Annotated in this window: 20 protein-coding genes; 12 read left to right on the top strand and 8 right to left on the bottom strand. The window is 68.3% G+C overall.

All coding sequences use genetic code 11. From position 1 onward, the window contains the following. Window positions 1–50: 50 nt before the first annotated feature. Window positions 51–1,856 carry a monovalent cation:proton antiporter-2 (CPA2) family protein gene (locus OVA13_RS12620; protein ID WP_267790820.1) on the top strand — a complete coding sequence of 602 codons (1,806 nt, stop codon included), beginning with the start codon at window positions 51–53 and terminating at the stop codon, window positions 1,854–1,856. A gap of 18 nt (window positions 1,857–1,874) precedes the next feature. On the opposite strand, the gene OVA13_RS12625 is transcribed toward OVA13_RS12620, so the two are convergent. Beyond that, on the bottom strand, window positions 1,875–5,186 hold the full coding sequence (locus OVA13_RS12625) for an ankyrin repeat domain-containing protein (RefSeq protein WP_267790821.1): 3,312 nt from the start codon (window positions 5,184–5,186) through the stop codon (window positions 1,875–1,877). Then, on the bottom strand, window positions 5,179–5,436 hold the full coding sequence (locus tag OVA13_RS12630; protein WP_267790822.1) for a YcgL domain-containing protein: 258 nt from the start codon (window positions 5,434–5,436) through the stop codon (window positions 5,179–5,181). The genes OVA13_RS12625 and OVA13_RS12630 overlap by 8 nt, the downstream gene beginning before the upstream one ends. Before the next feature lie 187 nt (window positions 5,437–5,623). Between OVA13_RS12630 and OVA13_RS12635 the strand changes: the two genes are divergently transcribed. The 3 genes from OVA13_RS12635 to hemF are packed head-to-tail and all read left to right on the top strand — an operon-like array spanning window position 5,624 to window position 9,504. Next, window positions 5,624–7,966, top strand: coding sequence for a S9 family peptidase (locus OVA13_RS12635; protein ID WP_267793528.1), 2,343 nt, complete (start codon window positions 5,624–5,626; stop codon window positions 7,964–7,966). Between the two features lie 14 nt (window positions 7,967–7,980). Next, window positions 7,981–8,529, top strand: a complete 549-nt coding sequence (locus OVA13_RS12640; RefSeq protein WP_267790823.1) for a hypothetical protein — start codon at window positions 7,981–7,983, stop codon at window positions 8,527–8,529. Between the two features lie 45 nt (window positions 8,530–8,574). After that, complete coding sequence (hemF, locus tag OVA13_RS12645; protein WP_267790824.1) at window positions 8,575–9,504, top strand: oxygen-dependent coproporphyrinogen oxidase; 930 nt, start codon at window positions 8,575–8,577, stop codon at window positions 9,502–9,504. A gap of 174 nt (window positions 9,505–9,678) precedes the next feature. Here hemF and OVA13_RS12650 read toward each other — a convergent pair whose 3' ends face one another. Together OVA13_RS12650 and polA are read right to left on the bottom strand one after the other, a co-directional pair. Beyond that, window positions 9,679–10,167: a DUF421 domain-containing protein gene (locus tag OVA13_RS12650; protein WP_267790825.1), complete on the bottom strand. Its 489-nt coding sequence runs from the start codon at window positions 10,165–10,167 to the stop codon at window positions 9,679–9,681. Window positions 10,168–10,529: 362 nt separating this feature from the next. Next, window positions 10,530–13,313 carry a DNA polymerase I gene (gene polA / locus OVA13_RS12655; protein ID WP_267790826.1) on the bottom strand — a complete coding sequence of 928 codons (2,784 nt, stop codon included), beginning with the start codon at window positions 13,311–13,313 and terminating at the stop codon, window positions 10,530–10,532. A gap of 101 nt (window positions 13,314–13,414) precedes the next feature. On the opposite strand from polA, the gene OVA13_RS12660 reads away from it, so the two are divergent. After that, window positions 13,415–13,711, top strand: coding sequence for a DUF2782 domain-containing protein (locus OVA13_RS12660; RefSeq protein WP_267793529.1), 297 nt, complete (start codon window positions 13,415–13,417; stop codon window positions 13,709–13,711). A gap of 27 nt (window positions 13,712–13,738) precedes the next feature. Here the strand turns inward: OVA13_RS12660 and OVA13_RS12665 are convergent, their stop codons facing one another. The 3 genes from OVA13_RS12665 to OVA13_RS12675 all read right to left on the bottom strand — a co-directional run bounded on the left by OVA13_RS12665 (window position 13,739) and on the right by OVA13_RS12675 (window position 17,218). Next, window positions 13,739–14,179 (bottom strand): universal stress protein, encoded by a 441-nt coding sequence (locus OVA13_RS12665; protein ID WP_267793530.1) that lies wholly within the window; start codon window positions 14,177–14,179, stop codon window positions 13,739–13,741. 154 nt (window positions 14,180–14,333) lie between these two features. Beyond that, a complete protein-coding gene (uvrD, locus tag OVA13_RS12670; protein WP_267790827.1) occupies window positions 14,334–16,538 on the bottom strand; it encodes a DNA helicase II in 2,205 nt (734 codons plus the stop codon). A gap of 38 nt (window positions 16,539–16,576) precedes the next feature. Then, window positions 16,577–17,218: a TIGR00645 family protein gene (locus OVA13_RS12675; RefSeq protein WP_267790828.1), complete on the bottom strand. Its 642-nt coding sequence runs from the start codon at window positions 17,216–17,218 to the stop codon at window positions 16,577–16,579. Window positions 17,219–17,340: 122 nt separating this feature from the next. On the opposite strand from OVA13_RS12675, the gene OVA13_RS12680 reads away from it, so the two are divergent. The 3 genes from OVA13_RS12680 to OVA13_RS12690 all read left to right on the top strand — a co-directional run bounded on the left by OVA13_RS12680 (window position 17,341) and on the right by OVA13_RS12690 (window position 20,825). Beyond that, the gene (locus OVA13_RS12680) at window positions 17,341–18,057 is read left to right on the top strand and encodes a glutathione binding-like protein (protein ID WP_267790829.1); all 717 of its coding nucleotides are present in this window, start codon (window positions 17,341–17,343) and stop codon (window positions 18,055–18,057) included. Window positions 18,058–18,121: 64 nt separating this feature from the next. Then, window positions 18,122–20,350 carry a dipeptidyl aminopeptidase 4 gene (locus tag OVA13_RS12685; RefSeq protein ID WP_267790830.1) on the top strand — a complete coding sequence of 743 codons (2,229 nt, stop codon included), beginning with the start codon at window positions 18,122–18,124 and terminating at the stop codon, window positions 20,348–20,350. Between the two features lie 31 nt (window positions 20,351–20,381). Then, a complete protein-coding gene (locus OVA13_RS12690; RefSeq protein WP_267790831.1) occupies window positions 20,382–20,825 on the top strand; it encodes a cytochrome c oxidase assembly factor Coa1 family protein in 444 nt (147 codons plus the stop codon). A 101-nt stretch (window positions 20,826–20,926) separates the two neighbouring features. Here the strand turns inward: OVA13_RS12690 and OVA13_RS12695 are convergent, their stop codons facing one another. Further along, window positions 20,927–21,388, bottom strand: a complete 462-nt coding sequence (locus OVA13_RS12695) for a hypothetical protein (RefSeq protein WP_267790832.1) — start codon at window positions 21,386–21,388, stop codon at window positions 20,927–20,929. A 152-nt stretch (window positions 21,389–21,540) separates the two neighbouring features. Between OVA13_RS12695 and OVA13_RS12700 the strand changes: the two genes are divergently transcribed. The 4 genes from OVA13_RS12700 to OVA13_RS12715 all read left to right on the top strand — a co-directional run bounded on the left by OVA13_RS12700 (window position 21,541) and on the right by OVA13_RS12715 (window position 25,132). Further along, entirely contained in the window at window positions 21,541–22,560 is a 1,020-nt protein-coding gene (locus tag OVA13_RS12700) for a chorismate transformation FkbO/Hyg5 family protein (RefSeq protein WP_267790833.1), read from the top strand. Between the two features lie 73 nt (window positions 22,561–22,633). Further along, window positions 22,634–22,882 carry a hypothetical protein gene (locus tag OVA13_RS12705; RefSeq protein ID WP_267790834.1) on the top strand — a complete coding sequence of 83 codons (249 nt, stop codon included), beginning with the start codon at window positions 22,634–22,636 and terminating at the stop codon, window positions 22,880–22,882. 185 nt (window positions 22,883–23,067) lie between these two features. Next, the gene (locus OVA13_RS12710) at window positions 23,068–23,511 is read left to right on the top strand and encodes a post-PEP-CTERM-1 domain-containing protein (protein WP_267790835.1); all 444 of its coding nucleotides are present in this window, start codon (window positions 23,068–23,070) and stop codon (window positions 23,509–23,511) included. Beyond that, window positions 23,504–25,132: a PA domain-containing protein gene (locus OVA13_RS12715; RefSeq protein ID WP_267790836.1), complete on the top strand. Its 1,629-nt coding sequence runs from the start codon at window positions 23,504–23,506 to the stop codon at window positions 25,130–25,132. The genes OVA13_RS12710 and OVA13_RS12715 overlap by 8 nt, the downstream gene beginning before the upstream one ends. Window positions 25,133–25,237 lie beyond the last annotated feature (105 nt).

The raw sequence follows: 25,237 nt of genomic DNA on the forward strand, positions 1-25,237 counted from the left end.
GGACGCAGGCTGCCTGCCCCATAATGCGCCCCTGGGAATCGAGGTGACGCATGCACGGTAGTGGTCTGGAACTGGCGCTGGTCTTCCTGCTGGCCGCGGTGATCGCGGTGCCGGTGTTCAAACGTTTTGGGCTGGGTGCGGTGCTGGGGTATCTGGTCGCCGGCGTGGTGCTGGGTCCGGACGGGCTGGCGCTGGTGCGCGATGCCGACCGCATCATCAACGCGGCCGAGATCGGCGTGGTGATGATGCTGTTCGTGATCGGCCTTGAGCTGTCGCCGTCGCGGCTGCGGGTGATGCGCAAGCCGGTGTTCGGCGCCGGCGGCCTGCAGGTGCTGCTGACCGCGCTGACGCTGGGCACCATCGCGATGCTGGTGAACCATCACTGGAAGACCGCGCTGGTGATCGGGCTGGGCCTGGCCCTGTCGTCCACGGCCGTCAGCCTGCAGCTGCTGTCCGAGCGCAAGGAGCTGACCAGCGAACACGGCCGGCTGGGTTTCGCCATCCTGCTGTTCCAGGACCTGGTCGCCATTCCGCTGCTGGCCGCGATCCCGTTGCTCGGCGGTGCCAAGACCGAAACGCTGACATGGACGATGGTGTTCCAGGCGATCGGTGCCGTTGCCATCGTGATCCTCGGCGGGCGCTTGCTGCTGCGCCAGTTGTTCCGCGTGACCGCGCGTACGCGCATGCCGGAAGTGTTCACCGCCAGCGCGCTGCTGGTGGTGCTGGGCATTGCGTGGTTCATGCAGCTGGCTGGCATGAGTGCGGGCCTGGGCGCGTTCCTCGCCGGCGTGCTGCTGTCGGATTCGGAATTCCGCCACGAACTGGAATCGCAGATCGAGCCCTTCAAGGGCCTGCTGCTGGGCCTGTTCTTCATCGCGGTCGGCATGGACATCGACCTGGACCGGGTGATCGCGGAGCCGGAGATGATCACGGCCGGCGTCATCGCGCTGCTGGTGGTGAAGTTCACCCTGCTGTTCGGCGTGGGGCGCTGGCCCGGGCGCCTGGATCCGCGCGGCGCGCTGATGCTGGCCGGCACGTTGTGGCTGGGCGGCGAGTTCGCCTTCGTCGTCTTCAGCGAAGCGGTGCGCGTGCAGCTGATGGACGACGATCTGCGCGACCGCCTGGTGGCCATCGTCAGCCTGTCGATGGCGCTCACGCCGCTGCTGCTGCTCGGCCTGGCCCGGCTGCTGTCGGGTGTCAGCAAGCCGCGTCACCCGCAGCGCGCGTTCGACGAGATCCCGGACCAGCACCCGAAGGTGCTGATCGCCGGCATGGGCCGCTTCGGCCAGATCGTCGCGCGCGTGCTGACCGCGCAGCGCATCCCGTTCGTGGCGCTGGAGCACAGCCCGGAGACGGTGGACACGCTGCGGCGCTTCGGCAACGTGCGCATCTACTACGGCGACCCGACGCGGCCGGACCTGCTGCGCGCGGCGGGCGCCCAGCACGTGGAGGTGTTCGTCATCGCGATGGACGACCCCGACACCAACATCAAGGCGGCGCGACTGATCCGCCGCATGTTCCCGCAGGCGCGCGTGCTGGGCCGCGCGCGCAACCGCCAGCATGCGTGGCGGCTGATGGACCTGAGCGCCGAACCGTTCCGCGAAACGCTCGGCTCCAGCCTGGAAATGGCACAGCAGGTGCTGGTGGAACTGGGCATCCCGCCTGAGACGGCCGCCGAACAGGCGCGCCGCTTCCGCGAACACGACGAGAAGCTGCTGCGTGCGCAGTACCTGGTCTACGACGACGACGCGGCGGTGATCCAGACCGCGCGCGACGCCGTCAACGATCTGGAAAAACTGTTCGAGGCCGATGCCGGCGACGATACCGCAGCGAAGAAGGGCGCCGGCGCGGAATAAGCGCCCGGCGCGCGGCGATCAGTTCCGCTCGCGCAGGAAACGCGCCATCGAGCCGCCCGCGCCCGGCACCGCCGGGGTGAACTCGGCGGCCACGTCGACGAAACCGCGCATCACCGCGATCTCGCGCGGGGTGCGGTTCAGTGCATCGCGCAGGTCGGGATCGGCACCGGCACGCAGCAGGCGGCTGACCACCCGCAGCAGGCCATGCAGGGCCGCCAGGTGCAGCGGGCCGAAGCCGCGCGGATCCTGGACTTCCAGCGAGACATCCTCGTCGAGCAACCGCTCCAGTCCGGCCAGCACGATTTCCTCGTCGCAGGCGGTGCCCGGTTCGGCGCGCGCGCCGAGCAGCAGCAGCAGCGGCGTGACCGCTCCGGCGGCAACCTGTTCCGGATCGGCGCCGGACAACAGCAGGGTGTCGAACAGGGCCACCAGTCGCGGCTTCTCGCGCGCGGTGAAGCCGTACAGGGCGGTGCAGTGCAGTGGCGTGAGGCCCTGCGAATCGCCGGCATGCACGTTGGCGCCGGCGTTGATCAGGCGGGCGACGATTTCCGGTAGGCCCAGCGCTGCCGCCAGCATCAGCACGGTGACACCGCCCGGCAGGCGGTGCTCGATATCCGCGCCCGCCGTGAGCAGCGCGGTGACGATGTCGGCCTGGCGCATGCTGACGGCCGCCGACAACGGGGTGGCGCCGGTGTTGGCGGCCCGCTGCGGGTCCGCGCCGCGGGCCAGCAGCAACTCCACCGTAGCGACATGACCGCCACCGGCGGCCCGCAGCAGCGCGGTGCAGCCCTGCGCATCGGGTGAATCCACGTCGAAGCCCAGGTCGAGCAGGCGCCGCACCGCATCGCGGTCACCGACCATCGCCGCGGCGGGCAGGTCGGACGTGCGCAGCGCACGCCGCGGCAATGCCCAGCCCCGCCAGTCGAGCCAGTCGGCCAGGTCGCGCCGACCGCAGGCCAGGGCCACGCCCAGCGGCGTCTGGCCGTCGGCGGCCCGTGCGTCGGGCGAAGCACCCTTCGCGATCAACTGCTTCAGCGCGGCCTCGCGGCCCAGCACCGCCGCGAGATGCAGCGCGGTCATGCCGTGGCTGTCGCGCGCCTCGCGGTCGACGCCAATGTCCAGCAGGCGATCCAGCAAGCGCTGCCAGCCCAGCCGCACGGCCAGGGACAGCGCGGGATCGCCCTGCGGTGACGGCGCGAACGGATCGGCGCCCCGTTCCAGCAGGTCCAGCGCCAGTTGTTCCAGCCCGCGTGAGGCCTGGTCGTCGGCAGCGCAACCGGCCAGGAATCGCGCCAGCCCGCCGGCGCCAGCGGGCGACGCGGCGCGCCGCAACAGCGCGCTGACGGCCGGCACACCCGCGGCGCCCTGCGCCAGTTGCGCGAAGAGCACGGTGTCGCCCTCGGCATTGCGGGTATCGGCGTCGGCGCCATGGCGCAGCAGCCAGTCCAGGCGGGCGGGTGTCTGCGCCAGTTCACGGTCGTGCAGCAGGGCGCCCAGTTCCTCGCGCGAGCAGAGCTTTGCCAACGTCGCCAGGCCATCCAGCTGGCCGCTGGCCAGGCCTTCACGCAGCAGTTCGACCGGCGCACGGTCGGCCGGGGCATCGTCGTCACCGGAGGCGACGGCGGAAGGCAGCGCATACGACGGATCCAGCACCGACACCAGCGTCCAGCGGCCCGCTTCGGCAGCCAGGTCGACGGCACGCTTGCCGTGTGCGTCGGCATGCTCGGCGGCGATGCCCCACTCCAGCAGACGGCGCACCAGCAACGGCGAGACATGCTCGGCCGTGGCGGCCAGCAGCAGGGCGTTGCGTTGTTCGTCATCGACCGCAAGCACGTCCGAGCCGGCTTCGGCGAGTTTTTCCATCACCCCGATGCGGCCGCCGCGCGCGGCATCAAGCCACGGCGTGCGCCGCGACGCATCGCGCGCATGCACGTCCGCACCGGCGGCGATCAACGTGGATGCGATCTCGACATGGCCGGCGAACGCGGCCTCGTGCAGGGCGCTGCGGCGCTGCGCGTCACGGGCATCCACCTTGGCCTTGTGCTTGAGCAGCAGCTGCACGCCAGCGGGATCGTCTTCCTCGGTGGCGGCGGCGGCCAGCAGCACGGGCTGGCCACCCTGCGGGTCGGGGCGCGCGCCACGCTCCAGCAGGAACTTGGCCAACCGCCAGTTGCCGGCCACGCAGGCCACGCCGAGCGGGGTCAGGCCGTCGTGGTTCAGCGCATCCAGTTCCGCCGCGGCATCGCGCAGCAGCGCGACCACGCCGGGATCGGAACTGCGCGCGGCATGGTGCAGCGGCGTGTTGCCTTCGGCATCGGCCACGCGCGGATCGGCACCGTTGGCCAGCAGCGTGGTGACCGCGTCGGGCCGTCCATGCCAGCTGTCCCGCGTGGCGGCAAGCAGTGGTGTGACGCCGGCATGCGCGTGGTTGAGATCCACGCCATGGCCGATCAGCGTGCGCAGCAGGCGCAGGTCGGGCAGCACGGCGGCCAGCACGCCCAGGCTGCGCTGGTCGCGCGACGCCTCCGGCGGCAACGCATGCGGATCGGCACCGGCGTCGATCAGCTCCAGCGCGCGGTCGACGCGACCGGCGCGGGCGGCCTCGAACAGCGCGAGGTCCAGGTCCAGGTCCAGATCCAAGTCATTTGCCGGCGCAACCGGTACCCCATCGGCCGCAGGAAACCCGAGCGTGGCATCCACCATCTCCACCACGGGCAGCGCCCCGGCGCCGGCCACGCGCTGCACGCCCAGATGGAGGACCGGCAGCAACAGCGCATACGCCGCCGCCAGTCCGGCGCGCACGCCATCCGGCACCAGTCCCGGCCAAGCCAGGCAGAGCCCGACGCCGACCACGACCGCCAGCAGCGCGGCCACGCCCAAGCCGCGCCAGGCGTGGAAATCGCGTTCGGCCAAGCCGCGCACATGCGCTGCCAGCGCACCACCGTCGCGTTCAAGTCCATGCCACAACGGCCAGGTCCGCCACAGGCCGATCAGCACCGCACCGATCACGGCGCTCACGGCCAACGCCGCCGGCAGGCTGCCGCTGTCGCGCAGTGAGGCCAGCGGCCAGGCCACCAGCAACGCGGTGACCACGAACACCACCGCCCACGCCAGCAGCAGCGCCGGCAGGTCCTCGCGCATGGCATGGCGGGGGGCCAGCACGCGGGTACCGCGCACCCACGAGACACCCAGTGCCAGCGCGGGCTGCACCAGCCATGCCGTCAGCGCGGCCACCACGCCACCGGCCAGGCCACCCAGACCGGCCAGCAGCATGCCCAGCGCAATGGCGCCCAAGGCGATGTGGCGGGTCTGCAGGCGGGGCTCAGGCATCGTGGCGATGGGCGGGATCGGGTGGCGGGGGGAACTGGATGTGGAAGTCGTGCGCGGCCAGGTTCTGCCTGACCACCGCGGCATCGCCACGGGCGAGCTTGCGCTCCGGGGTCAACGCCACTTCCAGCACAAACACCAGCTCGCCCAGCTGCGTGCGCAGCGGTTCGGGCAACAGGGTGAAGTCGTCGCGCGTGGCCAGGTAGACGAACGTGTCCGCCTTGCGCTGGCTCTTGTAGACGTAGGCTTGCATCCGCGCGCGTCGCGCCTTGCGTGTGAACAAGCACGGATTGTGCGGGAAATGCCCGTTGCGCGAAACCCGCACGGCGTTCACGGAAATGCATGACCATCGGCCGTCAGCCACGCGGCGGCGGGCTGGTAATCTCCCGCTTTCACCTCGCACTAACGGATGCCCGATGCGCCCTGCCCTGCTCGCCCTGCTGCTGCCGCTGGCCCTGTCGCCTGCCGCGCTTGCCCAGACGCCGTCCCCGCTCACGCTGGAACAGGTGATGGCCGAACCGGACTGGATCGGTGCGCCGGTCGAACGCGCGTGGTGGGCCTGGGACGGCCAGCGCGTGCAGTACGAACTGAAGCGCGATGCCAGCGCCGTGCGCGACACCTTCGAACAACCGGTCCAGGGTGGCGCGGCCCAGCGCGTGGGCGATGCGCAGCGCGCTACGCTGGACGCCGGCAATCCGGTGTACGACGCCGGCCGGCAGCGGATGCTGCTGGTCCGCAACAACGACCTGTTCGTGCGCGACCTGCGCAACGGCGCACTGACCCAGCTCACCCGCAGCAACGAGGCGGAAACGCAGGCGCGCTTCAGCAGCGATGGCGGCGTCATCTGGCGTACCGGCAACACCTGGTACCGCTGGACCTCGGCAGGCGGGGTCGCCACCGTGGCCGAGCTGAAGGCCGAGCGCGATCCGAATGCCGCGCCCAAGCCCGATGCCCTGCGCGAGCAGCAGCTGCGCACCCTGCGCACGCTGGCCGACGATCGCGCCCAGCGCGAAGAGGCCCGCAAGCAGGCGGACGCATGGCGCAAGGCCGACCCGACCCGCGCACCCGCGCCGGTGTACCTGGGCACCGACGTGGAGATCACCGGCAGCGCCCTGTCGCCCAATGGCCGCTGGGTGGTGGTGGTCACGCAGAAGAAGGGGGCGGACACCGGGCAGGCGGGCAAGATGCCCAAGTACGTCACCGAGTCCGGCTACGAGGAATTCCAGGACGTGCGCACCCGCGTGGGCCGCAACAATCCGCAGCCGCACACACTGTGGCTGGTGGATCTGGTCGACAACGGCGTCAGGGAACTCAAGTTCGACGCACTTCCGGGCATCGACAAGGACCCGCTGGCGGCGCTTCGCAAGGCGGCCGGCAAGGACCCGCTGAAGGGCAACCGTGACGTGCGCATCGAGAACGACAGCGACGGCAGCGCGATCGCCTGGAATGGCGACGGCTCCCAGATCGCCGTGCAGATCCACGCCGTGGACAACAAGGATCGCTGGATCGCCACCGTCGACCTGGCCCAGGCGCGCCTGCAGTCGCGCCATCGCCTGACCGACGAGGCCTGGGTCAACTGGGGCTTCAACGAATACGGCTGGCTGCCCGACAACCGCACGCTGTGGCTGCTGTCGGAAGAATCCGGTTATTCGCATCTGTACACGCTGGCGGGCGACGGCAGGGCGCGCGCGCGCACGTCGGGCAAGTGGGAGGTGTCGTCCCCCGCGCTTACCGCCGACGGCAGCGGCGTGCTGTTCCTGTGCAACCGCGATTGGCCTGGCGATTACGAGGTCTGCAGGCTCGACCTTTCCAGCGACCAGGTGAAGGAAGTCACCGCGCTGGACGGCGTGGAGGACTTCAGCCTGTCGCCCGACGGCCGCCAGCTGCTGGTGCGCCACTCGCGCAGCTACGTGCCGCCGCAGTTGTCCGTGGTGGGCGTTGACGGCGGTGCCGCCACCGCGTTGACCGATACGCGCACCGCCGCGTTCAAGGCACGCGAGTGGATCCAGCCGGAATATGTGCAGGTGCCTTCGCAACACGGCGCCGGCGTGGTCTGGGGCAAGTACTACGGCCCGAAGACGATGGAAGCCGGCAAGCGCTACCCCATCGTGATGTTCGTGCATGGCGCCGGCTACCTGCAGAACGTCAGCGCGCGCTATCCCAACTATTTCCGCGAACAGATGTTCCACCAGTTGCTGGTCGAACGCGGCTACATCGTGCTCGACCTGGACTATCGCGCCAGCGAAGGCTACGGCCGCGACTGGCGCACCGCCATCTACCGCAACATGGGCCATCCGGAACTCGAGGACTACCTGGACGGCCTGGACTGGCTGGTCAAGCAGAAGCAGGGCGACCGCGACCGCGCCGGCATCTACGGTGGCAGCTACGGCGGCTTCATGACCTTCATGGCGCTGTTCCGCGAGCCCGGCAAGTTCAAGGCCGGTGCCGCGCTGCGCCCGGTGGTGGACTGGACCCAGTACAACCACGAGTACACCAGCAACATCCTCAACACGCCGGAGCTGGATCCGCAGGCCTACCGCACCTCCTCGCCGATCGAGTACGCGGACGGCCTGCAGGACCACCTGCTCATCGCCCACGGCATGATCGACGACAACGTGTTCTTCAAGGATTCGGTGGTGCTGGCGCAGAAGCTGATCGAACTGCGCAAGGACAACTGGGAACTGGCGGCGTATCCGCTGGAACGCCACGGCTTCACCCGCTCGGACTCCTGGCTGGACGAGTACAAGCGCGTGCTGAAACTGTTCGAGCAGACGCTGAAGTAACCTGCGGCATATCCGTGGCCACCCCGCTGAAGCCATCATCGTTCGTCACGGTGATGGCGCAGGTTTCGCTGGTGCTGGGCATCGCCGGCACCGTGTACGCGCTGGTGCAGGTGATCGCGGCGGCCGTGCTGCTGCGCGCGGGCGAGCTGGAACAGGGCATCGCCGCGCTGCCGCTGGCCGACATGCCCCCCAGTGCAGCCTGGCTGCTGACGCACCTGGAAGGCCTGGCGTGGGGCTTCCTGCTGGCCAGCGCGGCGTTCCTGACCGTTTCCTGGGGGCTGCTGCGGCGACGCCCCTGGGGGTGGTGGGGGTTCGTGGCCTTCATGGTGTTGGGGGCGCTGGCGAACTTCGTCGGCATCGCCGTGGTCGACCAGGTTTTCGCGTGGATACAGGCGCTGCCCGCCAATCCCGAGGTGGCAGACCTGCAGGCCGAACTGGCGTCGCTGCGCACGATGTCGCTGGCGATGACCACGTCGACCGCGCTGGTCTTCGCGGTGCTGCACGGCATGATCGTGTGGAAGTTGTGCACGGCGGAGATCCGCGCGGAGTTCTTTCCCCGTTGATCGCAATCAATGGGCGGTCCTCCCCGGGCCGGTAGAATGCGCGCCATGAACGACATGACGCCCGTCCGCGATTACCTGACCGGTCTGCAGGACCGCATCTGCACCGCCATCGAAGCCGCCGATGGCAGTGCGCGCTTCCGTGAGGACGCCTGGTCGCGGCCACCCGCCGACACGTCGCCGATCCGCGGTGGCGGCCGCACCCGCATACTGCGCGACGGCGCCGTGTTCGAGCAGGCCGGCATCGGATTCTCGGACGTGTCCGGCGATCGCCTGCCCCCGTCCGCGTCCGCGCACCGTCCCGAACTGGCGGGCGCGTCGTGGCGCGCGGTCGGGGTGTCGCTGGTATTCCACCCTCGCAACCCGCACCTGCCCACCACGCACGCCAACGTGCGCCACTTCCGCGCCGAGCGCGACGGCGAAACGGTGGCGTGGTGGTTCGGTGGCGGTTTCGACCTGACGCCGTTCTATCCGGTGGACGAGGACGTGCGCCACTGGCACCGCACCGCGCGCGACCTCTGTGAACCGTTCGGCGGCCAGGCACGCTACGACGCGCACAAGCGCTGGTGCGACGAGTACTTCTTCCTCAAGCACCGCAACGAGACGCGTGGCGTCGGCGGGCTGTTCTTCGACGACCTGGGCATGGACTTCGATACCGACTTCGCCTACCTGCGCGCGGTGGGCGACGGCTTCCTCGATGCCTACCTGCCCATCGTGGCGCGCCGCAAGGACAGCCCGTACGGCGAACGGGAGCGCGACTTCCAGCTTTACCGTCGCGGCCGCTACGTGGAGTTCAACCTGGTCTACGACCGCGGCACGCTGTTTGGCCTGCAGAGCGGTGGCCGCGCCGAATCCATCCTGATGAGCCTGCCGCCGCTGGTGCGCTGGGAGTACGGCTACACACCCGAAGAAGGCAGCGCCGAGCAGCGCCTGCCGGATTACCTGCGGCCGCGCGACTGGCTGACGGAGCTGGCCTGAGACTCCCTCCCTGTAGGAGCGACGTAAGTCGCGACCGCGGAAATGAACCGTCCGGGACAGAGATCGACGCGGAAGTTGCACGTCAAAGCCAGGGCCTGCTCGGTGTTCATGGGGCCTCGCAGCGCCCGGTAAGCGGATCGCGTGGGGTCGCGACTTACGTCGCTCCTACAGAGGTTACTTCTGCCGCGACACCAGCGTGATGTGCCCGTTGTTCTCCAGCACCGCGAGCTGGATGTCGGCCATGTCGAGGCAGCCGGCCTCGCGCATCGCCTTCTCGAAATCCTCGCGGCTGATGAGTTCGCGGCGCAGCACGTCGCGATAGACCTGCCCGTCGCGCGCCAGCAGGACCGGCGCGCCTTCGACCCAGCGCTCCACGCGTGGCGAACGCGCCGATACCAGGCCCACGGTCCAGTTCAACATGATCAGCGTGGCAGCCAGCAGCAGTCCGCCGCCGACGGACGTGTCGTCGCCCAGCAATGCGTTCTGCACGGCATTGCCCAGCAGCACCACCAGCAGCATGTCGAACGGGGTGAACTGCCCCATCGTCCGCTTGCCCGAGAGACGGATCATGCCGAGCAGCAGGAAGTACACGGCGCACGCCCGCAGGATGAACGCCCACCATGGCATCGACAACGCGAACATGTCGGCGAACGGAGATTGCATGTGGCGCCCTTCGGGAGTGGATGTCCGCGCATATTCCACGCCGGCGCGGGACGCGGGCAATAAAAAGCCCCGCAGACCAGGGGGAGGTCGGCGGGGCCAGGGGAGCGGGACCTGGGGAGGGGTCGTCGCTCCGGGGGAGATCGCTCCAGGGGAAGGGAGAGATCAGCGACAGACGTTGCATCTGTCGCGAGCTATATGACCACTCCGCACATGGATGGTTCGTGAAGATTTCGGTTAAAAAACCGTAAGATTCAGGAGGAATTCAGTTTATTGAACTCGCCGGTATACAAATATACCTGTCAGGGTTTTCCTGAACATTCCGCAAGTCCATGTTCCGCAAGGGAAACCGTTTTCATCGCGACTCAATGGGCCTCATCCCAGTTGTCGCCGACCCCACTGTCGACCACCAGCGGAACGCTCAGTTGCGCCGCGGCCGACATGCGGGCTGTCGCCTCTTTCAGCAAAGTCGGCACGAAATCGGCGTCCACCTCGAACACGAGTTCGTCGTGCACCTGCAGGATCATCAGCGCCTTTCGCTGCTGCTCCGCCAGCCATGCATCCACCGCGATCATCGCCCGCTTGATGATGTCCGCGGCGGTGCCCTGCATCGGCGCGTTGATCGCGGCGCGCTCGGCGCCGGCACGCTGGCCCTGCGTGCCCTTGTTGATGTACTCCAGGTACAGCCGGCGCCCGAACACGGTTTCGACGAACCCATGTTCGCGTGCCTGCTGCCGCGTGCGCTCCATGTAGTCGCGCACGCCGGGGTAGCGGCTGAAGTAGAGCGCGATGTAGTCCTGCGCCTCGCCGCGCCCGATGCCCAACTGCCGTGCCAGGCCGAACGCGCTCATGCCGTACATCAGGCCGAAGTTGATGGCCTTCGCCGCGCGGCGCTCGTTGCCGGTGACCTCGTCCAGCTTGCGGCCGAACACTTCCGCCGCCGTCGCCTTGTGGATGTCGGCGCCGGATTCGAAGGCGCGCACCAGGCCCGGGTCCTGCGACAGGTGCGCCATGATGCGCAGTTCGATCTGCGAGTAGTCGCAGGCCACCAGCTTGCGGCCCGGCGGTGCGACGAACGCCTTGCGGATGCGGCGGCCGTCGTCGGTGCGGATCGGGATGTTCTGCAGGTTGGGATCGGTGGATGAAAGACGGCCCGTCGCCGCGCCTGCCTGGTGGTAGCTGGTATGCACGCGACCGGTATCCGGATTGACCATCTCCGGCAGCTTGTCGGTATAGGTGCTGCGCAGCTTCGCCAGGCCACGGTACTCCAGGATGATGCGCGGCAGTTCGTGCTGGTCGGCGATCGCCTCCAGCGCTTCCTCGTTGGTGCTGGGTTGGCCGGTGGGTGTCTTCAATACTGCCGGCAGCTTCAGTTCGTCGAACAGCAGCGCCTGCAACTGCTTGGGCGAGTCCAGGTTGAACGTGCGGCCGGCCAGTTCGGTGGCCTTCTGCTGCGCGGCCAGCATGCGCTTTGAGAGGTCCGCGCTCTGCCGGCGCAGCTCATCGCCATCGATGCGTACGCCATTGGCCTCGATCCGCGCCAGCACCGGCACCAGCGGCATCTCGATGTCGCGGTAGACGCTTTCCAGCGCAGGTTCGTCCGCCAGCCTCGGCCGCAACGCGCGATGCAGGCGCAGGGTGATGTCGGCGTCCTCGGCGGCGTAGCGGGTCGCGTCGTCGATGGCCACCTGCGAGAACAGGATCTGTTTGGCGCCCTTGCCGGCCACCTGCTCATACTTGATGGTGTCGTAACCCAGGTAGCGCTTGGCCAGGCTGTCCATGTCGTGCCGGCTGCTGCCGGAATTCAGCACGAAGCTCTCCAGCATCGTGTCGTCGGCATAGCCATTCACCTCGACGCCGTGACGCCTCAACACGTGCAGGTCGTACTTGCCGTGCTGGCCCAGCTTGCGCTTGCCGGCATCGGCGAAGATCGGCGCCAGCCTCTGGAGCACGGCCGCGCGGTCCAGTTGCGACGGCACGCCGGGATAGTCGTGCGCGAGCGGCAGGTAGACCGCGCTGCCGGTCTGCACGGCAAAACTCAGGCCCACCAGGTTGGCCAGCATCGGGTCCAGGCTGTCGGTCTCGCTGTCGAAAGCGAATTCGTCCGCCTGCCGCAGGCGTGCGATGCAGGCTTCCAGCTGCTCGTCGGTCAGTACCGTTTCGTAGTCGCCCGGCGCCGACAGGGCGGGATCGGTGACGGGCTCCGGCTCGCTGGCGGAGGCTACGCGGCCAGTGCCACGGGCGCGGCCGGGCTCCTTCTCGGCGACCGCGTCATTGCCGGCCGCGCCGCCGTCCAGTTCCTTGAGCGCCTGGTTGAAACCGTAGCGTGCGTACAGCTCGCGCAGCTCCTCGACGTGGCGTTCGCGCAGAGGCAGCGTCTCCGGCCCACCATCCAGCGCCACGTCGGTCTTGATGGTGACCAGCTCACGGTTCAACGGCAGCCGCGGCAACGCCGCGCGCAGGTTGTCGCCGATCTTGCCCTTGATCTCCCCGGCCCTGTCGATGATCGCGGCCAGCGTGCCGAACTCGCCCAGCCACTTGGCGGCCGTCTTGGGGCCGCACTTCTCCACGCCGGGCACGTTGTCCACGGTGTCGCCCATCAAGGCAAGGAAGTCGACGATCTGGTCCGGGCGCACGCCGAACTTCTCCACCACCGCCTCGATGGAATCCAGCCGGCTGCCGCTCATCGTGTTGACCAGCGCGATCGAACCGGCGCCTTCAGCCGCGGGCTGCACGAGCTGGGCGAAGTCCTTGTCGCTGGTGGAAATGGTGACCTCCATGCCCCGTGCCGCACCCTGCAATGCCAGCGTGCCGATGACATCGTCCGCTTCCACGCCATCGATGCACAGCAACGGGAAACCCAGCGCCTGCACGATGCGCCGCATCGGTTCCACCTGCGCGCGCAACTCTTCCGGCATCGGCGGGCGGTTCGCCTTGTAGGCCGGATACAGGGTGTCGCGGAACGTGGGCCCGCTGGCGTCCAGCACGAAGGCCACGTAGTCGGGCTTTTCCTTCAGCGTGGCGCGCAGCATGTTGACCACGCCGAACAGGGCGCCGGTCGGCTCGCCGTCCGCGTTGGTGAGCGGCGGCAGCGCGTGGAAGGCGCGGAACAGGTAACTGGAACCGTCGATCAATACGAGTCGTGTCATGCCTGCATTCTACGCCCGGCTCCTGCGGGGGCGTCACGCGCCCGGCGCCGGGATGGGGGCATAATCGGGCCTCCGACCCCGAGGAATTCCCGATGCCCCGCATGACGAACCACACCGTGCTGATGGCCGCCCTGCTGGCACTGGCGGGCTGCGCATCGACGGGCGCCGGCAACGACCCGGGCATCGATCTGGCCGATGCGCAGGTGGCGGTGCGCACGGAGAAGAACGGCGACGTGATCGAGGAATACCGCGTGGGCGGCGCCCTGCGCATGGTCAAGGTCACGCCTTCGCGCGGCCCTGCGTATTACCTGATGGACGAGAACGGCGACGGCCGCCTGGACCGCAGCAAGGGCGAAGGCCCGGTGTCGCCGGTGTACTGGAAACTGTACGGCTGGTAGTCCCCCCGTGCTTCCCTGCACGCGGGCTCACCGTACGACCAGCACCGGGACCTTGCTGTGCGTGGTGACTTCGCTGGCCTGACTGCCCAACAGCAGTCTTCCCATGCCCCGGCGCCCGTGGGATGCCATCACGATCAGGTCGCTGCCGTGGGCCTGTGCCGTCTCCAGAATTCCCTCCGCGGCCTGCCGGTCGCGAACGTGCAAGGTCGTTGCCTGCAATCCCATCGCCTCCGCCGTCGCGGTGGCTTCGGACAGAATGCGTCGCGCGGTTTCGTCCTGCGCCTTCCCGTATTCGACATGCAGGCTGTACAGGCCACCCAGCGGATCGTCGTAGCCCGCCAGAATCGGCTCGCTGACGGTCACCACCGTCACGTGCGAACCCAGGCAGCGAGCGAGCGCCAGCCCGTGCTCCAGCCCCTTGTTGGCAAACACGGAACCATCCGTCGCGATCAGTATCCTCTGGTACATGCGGCACCTCCCTTCACGATGGGTGCCGCCATCAGGCGCTCTGGCGACCGCTCGCGCCTTGATCACGATCAATCCGGGGTGCCGTACCGACGAATGGTCGGGCGAATGGTCGAAGGCCCGCTGTGGAATCCCGGGTGGAACTGCCGCGAACGCTTCAGACCGCCTGCAGGTTTGCGTACGCCATCACCAGCCACTTGCTGCCCTCGTCATCGAAGTTGACCTGTACGCGCGCGTGCGCGCCGGCGCCTTCGTAATCGGTGACCACGCCGCGACCGAACTTGGCATGCACCACGTTCTGGCCCAGCTTGAGGCCCGGCGACTCGATGGCGGCATGGCCCAGGTCACGGCGCGGCGCGTAGTTGCCCGGCATCGGCCGGCTGACCTGCACGCGGGGGCGCACTTCATGCAGCAGCGGCGCGGGGATTTCCCGCAGGAACCGCGAGGGGATGCCGTACATCTCCTGCCCATGCAGGCGACGCGCTTCCGCATAGCTCAGTACCAGCTTCTGCCGTGCGCGGGTGATGCCGACGTAGGCCAGGCGACGTTCTTCCTCCAGCCGCCCGCTCTCATCCAGTGAACGGTTGCTGGGAAACAGCCCCTCCTCCAGCCCTGCCAGGAACACCAGCGGGAACTCCAGTCCCTTCGCCGAATGCAGGGTCATCAGCTGCACGCCATCCTCGCCGGCCTCGGCCTGGCCTTCACCGGCCTCCAGCGCGGCGTAGGCGAGGAACGCGACCAGCTCCGTCATCCCTTCGCGGCCGTCATCAAGCACGCCGTCGTCGTCGCGGCGGACGAAGCGCGAGGCCACCGAGACCAGTTCGTCCAGGTTTTCGGTACGCGATTCCGAATCCAGTCCACCGCGGCCTTCCTTCGCCCAGTGGTCGCGCAGGCCGGAACGCACCAGCACATGGTCGACGCGTTCGGCCAGGGTCATCTCGGCGGTTTCCGCCGAAAGACGTTCGACGAGTTCGATGAAGGTCGCCAGCGAATTGCGTGCGCGCCCGGCCAGGTCGGTTCCCTGGGTCGCCAGCATCGCCGCGCCCCAGAGCGAGACACGCGCACCGCGCGCCAGCCGGCGCACTTCGTCCAGCGTACGCTCGCCGATGCCGCGCGTGGGCGTGTTGACGGCGCGCTCGAAGGCGGTGTCGTCGGCGCGGTTGGCCATCAGGCGCAGGTAGGCCAGCGCATCCTTGACCTCGGCCCGCTCGAAGAAGCGCATGCCGCCATAGACGCGGTACGGCACCTGTTCGGCGAGCAGCGACTCTTCGAACGCCCGCGACTGCGCATTGCTGCGGTAGAGGATGGCCGCGTCGCCGATGCTGCCCCCGTCGCGCACCCACTGGCGGATGCGTTCCACCACGAAGCGCGCCTCGTCCATTTCGTTGTAGGCGGCATACAGGTCGATGGGCTCGCCATCACCGGTATCGGTCCACAACTGCTTGCCGATACGGTCCGGGTTGTGCGCGATCACCGCGTTGGCGGCACCCAGGATGTTGGCGCTGGAACGGTAGTTCTGTTCCAGCCGGATGGTCTGCGCCGAAGGGTAGTCGCGCAGGAACTGCTGCATGTTCTCGACCTTCGCGCCGCGCCAGCCGTAGATGCTCTGGTCGTCGTCGCCCACCACGAAGACATGGCCACTGTCGCCGGCCAGCACGCGCACGAAGGCGTACTGGATGGCATTGGTGTCCTGGAACTCGTCCACCAGGATCTCGCGGAAACGCGCGCGGTAGTGCGACAGCAACGCGGGTGTGTCGCGCAGCAGCTCGTGCGCACGCAGCAGCAGCTCGGCGAAATCCACCAGGCCCGCGCGGTCGCAGCGTTCCTGGTAGGCGGCGTAGACCTGCCGCCGCACGTCCAGCCAGCTGTCGTTGGGTTCGGGCTGGATGTGCTGGGGACGACGGCCTTCGTCCTTCTGCTCGTTGATCCACCAGGTGAGCTGCTTGGGCGGATACTTCGCCTCGTCCAGTTCCATGCCCTGGACGACGCGCTTGACCAGACGGACCTGGTCGTCGCTGTCCAGCACCTGGAACGTCTCGGGCAGCTTCGCCTCATGCCAGTGCAGGCGCAGCAGGCGATGGGCCAGCCCATGGAAGGTGCCGATCCACATGCCGCGGCTGCCGTTGCGCAACTGCACGTCGGCGCGCGCGCGCATCTCGCCGGCGGCCTTGTTGGTGAAGGTCACCGCCAGGATGCCGTGGCTCGGCACGCCATGCACTTCGTTGAGCCAGGCGATGCGGTGCGTCAGCACGCGCGTCTTGCCGGAGCCGGCGCCGGCCAGGACGAGATAGTGGCCCGGCGCAGCGGAGACGGCTTCGCGCTGCGCGGGATTCAGGTGATCGAGTAGGTGAGAGACATCCACCGGGGCATTTTACCGCCTCGGCGACATCCCCGCCCGGCTCAATGGGCGCCTTCAGGCCTGGCGTGCTTCACCGGCGCACCGCTGTTCATCAGCTTGTCGGTATAGGCGATGCCGATGGCGGACAGGATGAAGATGGCGTGGATGATGGTTTGCCACATCACGCCGGTGGAGGTGAAGTCGCTGCAGGTCTTGGCCAGCCAGCCGGCGGCCTTCGCGGCTTCGGCGGCGGCGAACGCCTCTGACGTGCCGCACAGCGGCAAGCCGCCCAGCGTGCTGGCGCCGATGAAGGTCTTCAGCAGGTGGATGGACGAGATGCCGATGATCGCCATGGCCAGCTTCACCTTCAGCACGCTGGCGTTGACGTGGCTCAGCCATTCCGGCTGGTCGGGGTGTTTCTCCAGCCCCATGCGCGACACGAAGGTCTCGTAACCACCGACGATGACCATCATCAGCAGGTTGGAGATCATCACCACGTCGATCAGGCCCAGCACCAGCAGCATGATGTCCTGCTCGCTGAGGCTGGTGGCGCCATGCACCAGGTGCCACAGCTCCTTCAGGAACAGGACGACGTAGACGCCTTGCGCCACGATCAGCCCCAGGTACAAGGGAAGCTGCAGCCAGCGCGAGCTGAAGATCAGGGCGGGCAGCGGGCCAAGGCGCGCGGGTTTCGGTTCGGTCATGAGGGGAACAGTGTTTTCCGGGGATGCGGCAGGGTAGCGGCCGCGAATGACACTGCCAACCCTGCCCGTGCCGCTAGACTCCCGGGACCCCTCCGCGAACCGCATCCCCACGAGGTGCTCCCATGATCGACCTGTACTACTGGCCCACGCCGAATGGCCACAAGACCACCCTGATGCTGGAAGAGCTTGCCGAATCGGGCAGCAAGCTCGACTACCGCATCGTGCCGGTGAACATCGGCGCGGGCGACCAGTTCAAGCCCGACTACCTGGCCATTTCGCCGAACAACAAGATGCCGGCGATCGTCGACCACGCACCGGCCGACGGCGGCGCACCGATCAGCGTGTTCGAGTCCGGCGCCATCCTGCTGTACCTGGCCAACAAGACCGGCCGCTTCTTCGGCACGGACACGCGCCAGAAAGTGGCGGTGAACCAGTGGCTGATGTGGCAGATGGGCGGCCTGGGACCGATGACGGGACAGTACGGGCACTTCACCGTCTATGCACCGGAGAAGATTCCCTACGCCATCGACCGCTATACCCGCGAGGTACAGCGCCTGCTGGGCGTGCTGGACAAGCAGCTGGAGCGCAACGCCTACATCGCCGGCGACGACTACAGCATCGCCGACATGGCCACGCATCCGTGGATCAACGCCTACGACAAGGCGCCGCTGGACCTGTCGCCGTACCCGCATCTGCAGCGCTGGCATGCGGCCATCGCCGCGCGTCCGGCCGTGCAGCGCGCGTATGCGCTGAAATCCCAGGTCAATCCGAATGCCGGCCAGCCGCTCAGCGACGAAGAGCGCAAGCACCTGTTCGGCCAGGGTGCGCCGAAGGCATGAGGAGCCGGGCGGCCGGTTCGCGTCATAATCCCGCCCTGACCGGCCCTGCCGCCCGAGAAACCCCATGCGCCTTGCCCTGTTCGCCCTGATGACCGTCGCCACCGCCCTGCCCGCCCACGCCGAGAAACTCACCCTGGAAGCCATCACCGGCAGCGCACCGCTGTCGGGGCCCACGCTGACCAAGCCGCAGATCGCGCCGGACGGCACGCGGGTGACCTTCCTGCGCGGCAAGGACAGCGACCGCAATCGGCTGGACCTGTGGGAGTACGACGTCGCCAGCGGGCAGACGCGTCTGCTGGTGGACTCGTCGGTGGTGCTGCCGGGCGAGGAAGTGCTGAGCGACGAGGAGAAGGCACGCCGCGAGCGCCAGCGCATCGCCGCGCTGTCCGGCATCGTCGACTACCAGTGGTCGCCCGACGGCAAGGCGCTGCTGTTCCCGCTCGGTGGCGAGCTGTACGTCTACGACCTGGCGAAGACCGGCAAGGCCGCCGTGCGCAAACTCACCCAGGGGGGCGGCTTCGCCACCGATCCGAAGCTGTCGCCGAAGGGCGGCTACGTCAGCTTCATCCGCGACCGCAACCTGTGGGTCATCGCGCTGGCCGACGGCAAGGAAGTGCAGCTGACCCGCGACGGCAGCGACACGATCGGCAACGGCGTGGCCGAGTTCGTGGCCGACGAGGAAATGGACCGCCACACCGGCTACTGGTGGGCGCCGGACGATTCGGCCATCGCCTTCGCCCGCATCGATGAAACACAGGTGCCGGTGCAGAAGCGCTACGAGGTCTACCCGGATCGCACGGAAGTGATCGAGCAGCGCTATCCGGCGGCGGGCGATCCCAACGTGCTGGTGCAGCTGGGCGTGATCGCGCCGAAGAGCGGCGCCGCGCCGCGTTGGGTCGACCTGGGCAAGGAGCCGGACATCTACCTGGCCCGCGTCGACTGGCGCGATCCGCAGCGCCTGACCTTCCAGCGCCAGTCGCGCGACCAGCAGAAGCTCGAGCTGATCGAAACCACGCTGGCCACGGGTGCGCAACGCACGCTGGTCACCGAGACGTCGAAGACCTGGGTGCCACTGCACAATGACCTGCGCTTCCTGAAGGACGGCCGTTTCCTGTGGTCGTCGGAGCGCAGCGGCTTCGAGCATCTGTACGTTGCGTCGGAAGACGGGTCGAAGCTGACCGCACTGACGCAGGGGGAGTGGGTCGTCGACGGCCTGCTGGCCATCGACGAATCCGCCGGCATGGCCTACGTAAGCGGCACTCGCGACGGTGCCACCGAGACGCACGTCTATGCCGTGCCGTTGACCGGCGGCGAACCGCGCCGACTGACGCAGGCATCCGGCATGCATGCGGCCGCATTCGCCCGCAATGCCAGCGTCTTCGTCGACAGCTGGTCCAGCGACACCACGCTGCCGCAGATCGAACTGTTCAAGGCCGATGGCACGAAGCTGGCGACCCTGCTCGCCAACGACGTCACCAGCGCAACGCATCCCTACGCGAAGTACCGCGCAGCGCACCAGCCGACGACCTACGGTACGCTGACGGCTGCCGATGGCGCCACGCCGCTGCACTACAGCCTGATCAAGCCCGCCGGCTTCGATGCGAAGAAGCGGTATCCGGTGGTGGTCTTCGTCTATGGCGGACCCGCCGCGCAGACCGTCACGCGCGCCTGGCCCGGCCGCAGCGATGCCTTCTTCAACCAGTACCTGGCCCAGCAGGGCTACGTGGTGTTCTCGCTGGACAACCGTGGCACGCCGCGCCGCGGCGCGGCCTTCGGTGGTGCGCTGTATGAGAAACAGGGCACGGTCGAAGTGGATGACCAGCTGCGCGGCGTCGAATGGCTGAAGTCGCAGCCCTTCGTCGATCCGGCGCGCATCGGCGTGTACGGCTGGTCCAACGGTGGCTACATGACGCTGATGCTGCTGGCCAAGCACGACGAAGCCTATGCCTGCGGCGTGGCCGGCGCGCCGGTCACCGACTGGGCGCTGTACGACACCCACTACACCGAGCGCTACATGAACCTGCCGAAGGCGAACACCGCCGGCTACCGCGAGGCCAGCCTGTTCACCCACCTGGATGGACTGGGCGCGGGCAAGCTGCTGCTGATCCACGGCATGGCCGACGACAACGTGCTGTTCTCCAACTCCACCAAGCTGATGAGCGAACTGCAGAAGCGCGCCACGCCGTTCGAACTGATGACCTACCCCGGTGCCAAGCATGGCCTGCGCGGCAGCGACCTGCTGCACCGCTACCGCCTGACCGAGGACTTCCTTGGCCGCTGCCTGAAGCCGTAAGCGTTCAAACCGGAACGACCGGAGACCGCGCATGCAAACGACAACCCCGCCCGCCACTTGGTGGAGCCGCAACTGGAAATGGTGCGTGCCGGTGTTGGCGGCGCTGCTGCTCGCGCTGTTCGCCGCCTTCATCTTCGGGATCCTGGCGCTGGTCTTCGGCGCGATGAAATCCTCCGGCCCCTACCAGCACGCGATGGCACGGGCGCAGGCCGATCCCGCCGTGACCGCCGCGCTCGGCACGCCCATCCAGGCCGGCTGGCTGGTGCAGGGCAACTTCAGCAGCAACGGCCCCGATGGCGAAGCCAACCTGTCCATCCCGCTGGACGGCCCCAAGGCCGACGGCACCCTGTTCGTCGTCGCGAAGAAGCACGCCGGCGAATGGCGCTACGAGACGCTGGCGGTGAACGTGGAAGGCGGCGAGCGGATCGTGCTGGCGGAGGAGGCTCGCGATCCGGAGGGCGTTTCATTGCGGTGATGCGCAGGCCTCACAGGCTAATGCGACCGTCCCTGCCCGGATGATGAAAACGGCGGCCATGGCCGCCGTTTTCCTGTCGATGACACTCCATCATCGGCCGGTCACTTCTTCGGCGCAGGCTCCGGCACGACGATCGAAGGATCCACCGGCGTGCCCGGCGGCACGTAGATCGCGACGCCTGCGGCCTGGCGCTGGGTGGTGGGGATGCCCATGCTGAGTCCGCCGCCGGAATGGCTGCCGTAGCTGCCTGCGCCCACCGACATGCCGACCGGCGAGCCGTTGGAACCTACCCCCAGCAGCACCACGCCATTGGCGCCCAGTGCAGCGGCTTCGCGCTTCAGGCGGGCGATGGCGGCATCGGTCTGGCCCTGGGTGCCGAACCCGACCGCGCTGGTCGATTCGAGCTGGGCGATTTCCTGCGCGCCCGCGGGCGGCGTGCGGTAGACCTGCACCTGCGCGGGGTCGATGGGCGCGCGAGCCTGGCCCAGCATGACCTTGGAACTGCTGGCACAGCCTGCCACGAGCAGGACAGCCAGCAGCACGGCGGCGAGACGGAATGACATGGTGGCTTCTCCTGAGGCTTGCGGCCGATCTTCCGCCGCACCGGCTGAATACTGGCATATCCCCGGGAAGGCGCGTATCCGGCCCGGCGAGGGCAGGCCGAAAACCCGGCGGGTTATCATTCGCGCCTGACCATGCCTCTTTTCCCCGCACGATGAGCCTCGCCTCCGACCACCCGCACGCCCCGCAGCGGCTGGCGGTCGACTATGTCCACACCGCCTCGCCCACCGCACTGCTGGGCCTGCCCGAGACGCTCGCCGTGTTCGGCTTCGGCACGCTGGCACCCGCCAAGGCCGGGGCGGATGATCCGCGCTACCTGCGCGTGCCGCTGTCGCCCCTGCAGGGCACGGCCGCGCCGTTCGAGGTATGGCGGGCGGGCGGGCCGGTGACCTGCGGCGTGACCGACGGCATCCGCTACAGCCACGATGGCGCGCTGATGTTCGGCGTGCTGGAGTGGGAGGAACCCGAAGGCGGCATCCTGCACGCCAGTGCACGCGCCTATGCCGCGCTCACCGCGTTCTGGCGCGACTGCGGGTATCCGCACCTGCTGCGCATCTGGAACTACTTCGACGCGATCACCCTGGGCGACGGCGATGCCGAACGCTACCGCCAGTTCTGCATCGGCCGCGTGCAGGGGCTGGGCGATGTCGACACCCGCACGCTGCCGGCCGCCACGGCGATCGGCAGCCGCGACGGGCGGCGTGTGCTGCAGGTGTACTGGCTGGCCGCGCGCGAACCGGGATTGCCGCTGGAGAATCCCCGCCAGGTCAGCGCCTACCGGTACCCGCGCGAATACGGCCCGCAATCGCCCAGCTTCGCGCGCGCGCTGCTGCCGTCCTCGCCGCGTGTTCCCCTGTTGCTGTCCGGCACCGCGAGCATCGTCGGCCACGCCTCGCAGCATGCGGATTCGTTGCGCGCGCAGCTGGACGAGACGCTGACCAACCTCGACAGCCTACTGGCCACCGCGCACGCGCGCGAACCCGCCCTGCCGGCGCACCTGGACGCGACCTCCCGCCTGAAGGTGTACGTACGCGATGCGGAAGATGCCGACACCGTCGCGGCGCAGCTGGATGCCCGACTGGGCGGCCGCGTGCCCTACCTGATGCTGCAGGCCGATGTCTGCCGCCGCGAGCTGCTGGTCGAGATCGAGGGCATGCACGGCGTCATCGCTTGAAGCGCGCTCCAGCCGACCGCATAGTGGAAGCAAGAGGCGCCACACCGCGCGCCTGGCAACGGAGCCGGAAACGATGGGACTGATCAGCCTGCTGTGGGGCATCGTGGCGATGATCCTGATGATCCTCGCGTTGATACCGCTGCTGGGCGCGGCCAACTGGCTGGTGATCCCGTTCGCAGCGGTGGGCGCGATCATCGCCGCCATCGGCATCCTGTTCACCCGCACGCAGCACCGCGGCCGGGCAAAAGCAGGCCTCGTGCTGAACGGCATCGTCATCGTGGTCGGCATCATCCGCCTGTCGCTGGGTGGCGGTGTCATTTAACCCGTCAATCGAGAACCACGATTACAACGTTGCACCGCAGGATTGATCCTTTGCGATGCGCGGGCGCAGACTCGGCGCGCGGATGCTCCCCCGAAGCGTCCGCGTCCCCTGCGAGTTTCCCCTGATCGCGCGCCCGTCATTTTCGGGGTGTGGCGGCACGCACACCGCACGCAAGGAACTGCTCGATGAAGACGTTCGCCCGCACCGGGTGGATGCTGTGCCTGGCATTGGCTGCATCCGCCAGCACCGCCGCCCCGCAAGCCACTGAAGAAACGCCCCCGCAAGACCGCAGCGGCAGCGACAGCAAGGCCGCCATCGATCCCCGCACCGGCCAGCTGCGTCCCCTCACCCGCGAGGAACGCCAGCAGCTGCAGGCCGCCGACAAGGCATTGCGCGCCGCGCGCCGCACCGAACCTGCCGCTGCAGGCAAGAAAGGCTTCGTCGCACCGCTGACCGAGGCCGAGGCCGGCGCCAACCAGCGCCGCCTGGCCAGTGGCGGCATCGTGCAGCAGGTGCCGGAATCCCTGATGACCGATCTGGTCGTCGTACGCAACGCGGACGGCACGCTGCGGATCGGCCATGCCGACGCGGATGGCCAGCCGGTGGCCGAGGAGGTGCCGCATGAATAGGTCGATCCTGCGTTCAACGGCCCTGACGGCCGCTCTTGCCCTGGCGATGGTGGCACCGGCGTATTGCGCCGAACTGGTCATCGTCAGCGGCGATGCCGGCACCGGCCTGGGTCTGGAAGATCCCACGCCGAAGGCGCCGGAAGGCCTCAATCCCGGTACATCGCTGGGTGAGCAGCGCACCATCGCGTACCAGTTCGCGGCGGACCTGTGGGGCGCGGTGCTGCAGAGCGACGCCACCATCTTCGTGGGGGCAAGCTTCCAGCCGCTGGCCTGCACGCCCACCAGCGGCACGCTGGGTTCGGCGGGCACCACTTTCGTCTTCAGCGACTTCACGCCCGGCGTGGTTCCCAACACGTGGTATCCGTCGGCCTTGTCCGATGCGTTGGCGGGCAGCGACCTGAATCCCGGTTTCATCGACATCAATTCGCGCTTCAACGGCGACATCGGCGTCAACCCGAACTGCCTGACGGGCTCCGACTGGTACTACGGGCTGGACGGCAACACGCCGGTGGGCAAGATCAACTTCCTGAACGTCGTGCTGCACGAGATCGGCCACGGCCTGGGATTCCAGGGCTTCACCGGCTCCACGGGCGCGTTCTTCAGCGGTCGCCAGGACATCTATTCGACCTTCGCCTACGACAACGTGCTGGCCAAGACGTTTCCGCAGATGACCCAGGCCGAGCGCAATTTCTCGTTGCGCAATACCAGCCAGCTGGTCTGGAACGGGGCCGAGGTGACGCAGCAGGCTTCGCTGGTGCTCGACAACCGCAGCGTGCTGGTGGTGCAGTCGCCCGGCGTGATCGCCGGAAGCTACGAGGTGGGTTTCGCCGGCTTCGGCGCCGTACCCAGTGCGGCCAACTTCACCGGCACCGTGGTGGCCGCGATCGACGCCGGTGGCGTGAGCAATGCGGACGGCTGCGAGCCGATCAGCAATGCCGCGGAAGTCGCGGGCCGGTTCGGACTGGTCAATCGGGGCAACTGCACGTTCGTGATCAAGGCGGCCAACCTGCAGGCCGCGGGCGCGGCGGGCATGCTGCTGGCCAACAACGCCGCGGGCGCACCGGCGATGGGAGGGGCCGACCCCGCCATCACCATTCCCAGCCTGAGCGTCTCGCTGGCCGATGGCGCCTTGATCCGGGCGAACCTGCCTGCGCAGGTGACCTTCGCCGTGGATCCCACCCTGTATCAGGGCGCGGATGGCAACGGCAGGGTGCGGCTGTATGCACCCAACCCGTATGAGAGCGGATCATCGTTCTCGCACTACGACACCTCGCTCGTGCCCAATGCGTTGATGGAACCGGCCAACACGGCCACGCTGCGCGGCAACATCAACATCGACCTGACGCCCGCGCTGTTCACCGACATCGGGTGGACGCTGAACCCGGGCGATGCCCGCATCGGCAACTGCACGACCAATGTCGACGTGGTGGGGGATGGCGGCCTGATCCCGGGCGCGAACGTGCAGGCCTGGAGCAATCTTTGCCTGCGCGAGAATCCCGGCAGCAAGGGGGGCTACCAGAGCTGCATGGAGGGCTACAAGGAGTACGCGCTGGCAGACGGCATCCTGATCGGCAACCAGGGCGGCAAGGTGATGTCCTGCGCCGCCAAGATCCGCAAGTAGGCCACCGCCCCAGCAGCAAGGACAACGCCGGCACCCGTGCCGGCGTTGTCGTTCCGGCCATCGCCCAATGGCAACAGGCGTATCATCTGCGCCTCTGCCTGGAGC

It is taken from the genome of Pseudoxanthomonas sp. SL93, assembly GCF_026625825.1.
Taxonomy (GTDB): Bacteria; Pseudomonadota; Gammaproteobacteria; order Xanthomonadales; family Xanthomonadaceae; genus Pseudoxanthomonas_A.

Bases quoted from the DNA above. Each gene is read 5' to 3' on its own strand.
- OVA13_RS12620 (WP_267790820.1), top strand. From the start codon at position 51: ATGCACGGTAGTGGTCTGGAACTGGCGCTGGTCTTCCTGCTGGCCGCG.
- OVA13_RS12625 (WP_267790821.1), bottom strand. From the start codon at position 5,186: ATGCCTGAGCCCCGCCTGCAGACCCGCCACATCGCCTTGGGCGCCATT.
- OVA13_RS12630 (WP_267790822.1), bottom strand. From the start codon at position 5,436: ATGCAAGCCTACGTCTACAAGAGCCAGCGCAAGGCGGACACGTTCGTC.
- hemF (WP_267790824.1), top strand. From the start codon at position 8,575: ATGAACGACATGACGCCCGTCCGCGATTACCTGACCGGTCTGCAGGAC.
- OVA13_RS12650 (WP_267790825.1), bottom strand. From the start codon at position 10,167: ATGCAATCTCCGTTCGCCGACATGTTCGCGTTGTCGATGCCATGGTGG.
- polA (WP_267790826.1), bottom strand. From the start codon at position 13,313: ATGACACGACTCGTATTGATCGACGGTTCCAGTTACCTGTTCCGCGCC.
- OVA13_RS12660 (WP_267793529.1), top strand. From the start codon at position 13,415: ATGACGAACCACACCGTGCTGATGGCCGCCCTGCTGGCACTGGCGGGC.
- OVA13_RS12665 (WP_267793530.1), bottom strand. From the start codon at position 14,179: ATGTACCAGAGGATACTGATCGCGACGGATGGTTCCGTGTTTGCCAAC.
- OVA13_RS12675 (WP_267790828.1), bottom strand. From the start codon at position 17,218: ATGACCGAACCGAAACCCGCGCGCCTTGGCCCGCTGCCCGCCCTGATC.
- OVA13_RS12680 (WP_267790829.1), top strand. From the start codon at position 17,341: ATGATCGACCTGTACTACTGGCCCACGCCGAATGGCCACAAGACCACC.
- OVA13_RS12685 (WP_267790830.1), top strand. From the start codon at position 18,122: ATGCGCCTTGCCCTGTTCGCCCTGATGACCGTCGCCACCGCCCTGCCC.
- OVA13_RS12690 (WP_267790831.1), top strand. From the start codon at position 20,382: ATGCAAACGACAACCCCGCCCGCCACTTGGTGGAGCCGCAACTGGAAA.
- OVA13_RS12695 (WP_267790832.1), bottom strand. From the start codon at position 21,388: ATGTCATTCCGTCTCGCCGCCGTGCTGCTGGCTGTCCTGCTCGTGGCA.
- OVA13_RS12700 (WP_267790833.1), top strand. From the start codon at position 21,541: ATGAGCCTCGCCTCCGACCACCCGCACGCCCCGCAGCGGCTGGCGGTC.
- OVA13_RS12705 (WP_267790834.1), top strand. From the start codon at position 22,634: ATGGGACTGATCAGCCTGCTGTGGGGCATCGTGGCGATGATCCTGATG.
- OVA13_RS12710 (WP_267790835.1), top strand. From the start codon at position 23,068: ATGAAGACGTTCGCCCGCACCGGGTGGATGCTGTGCCTGGCATTGGCT.
- OVA13_RS12715 (WP_267790836.1), top strand. From the start codon at position 23,504: ATGAATAGGTCGATCCTGCGTTCAACGGCCCTGACGGCCGCTCTTGCC.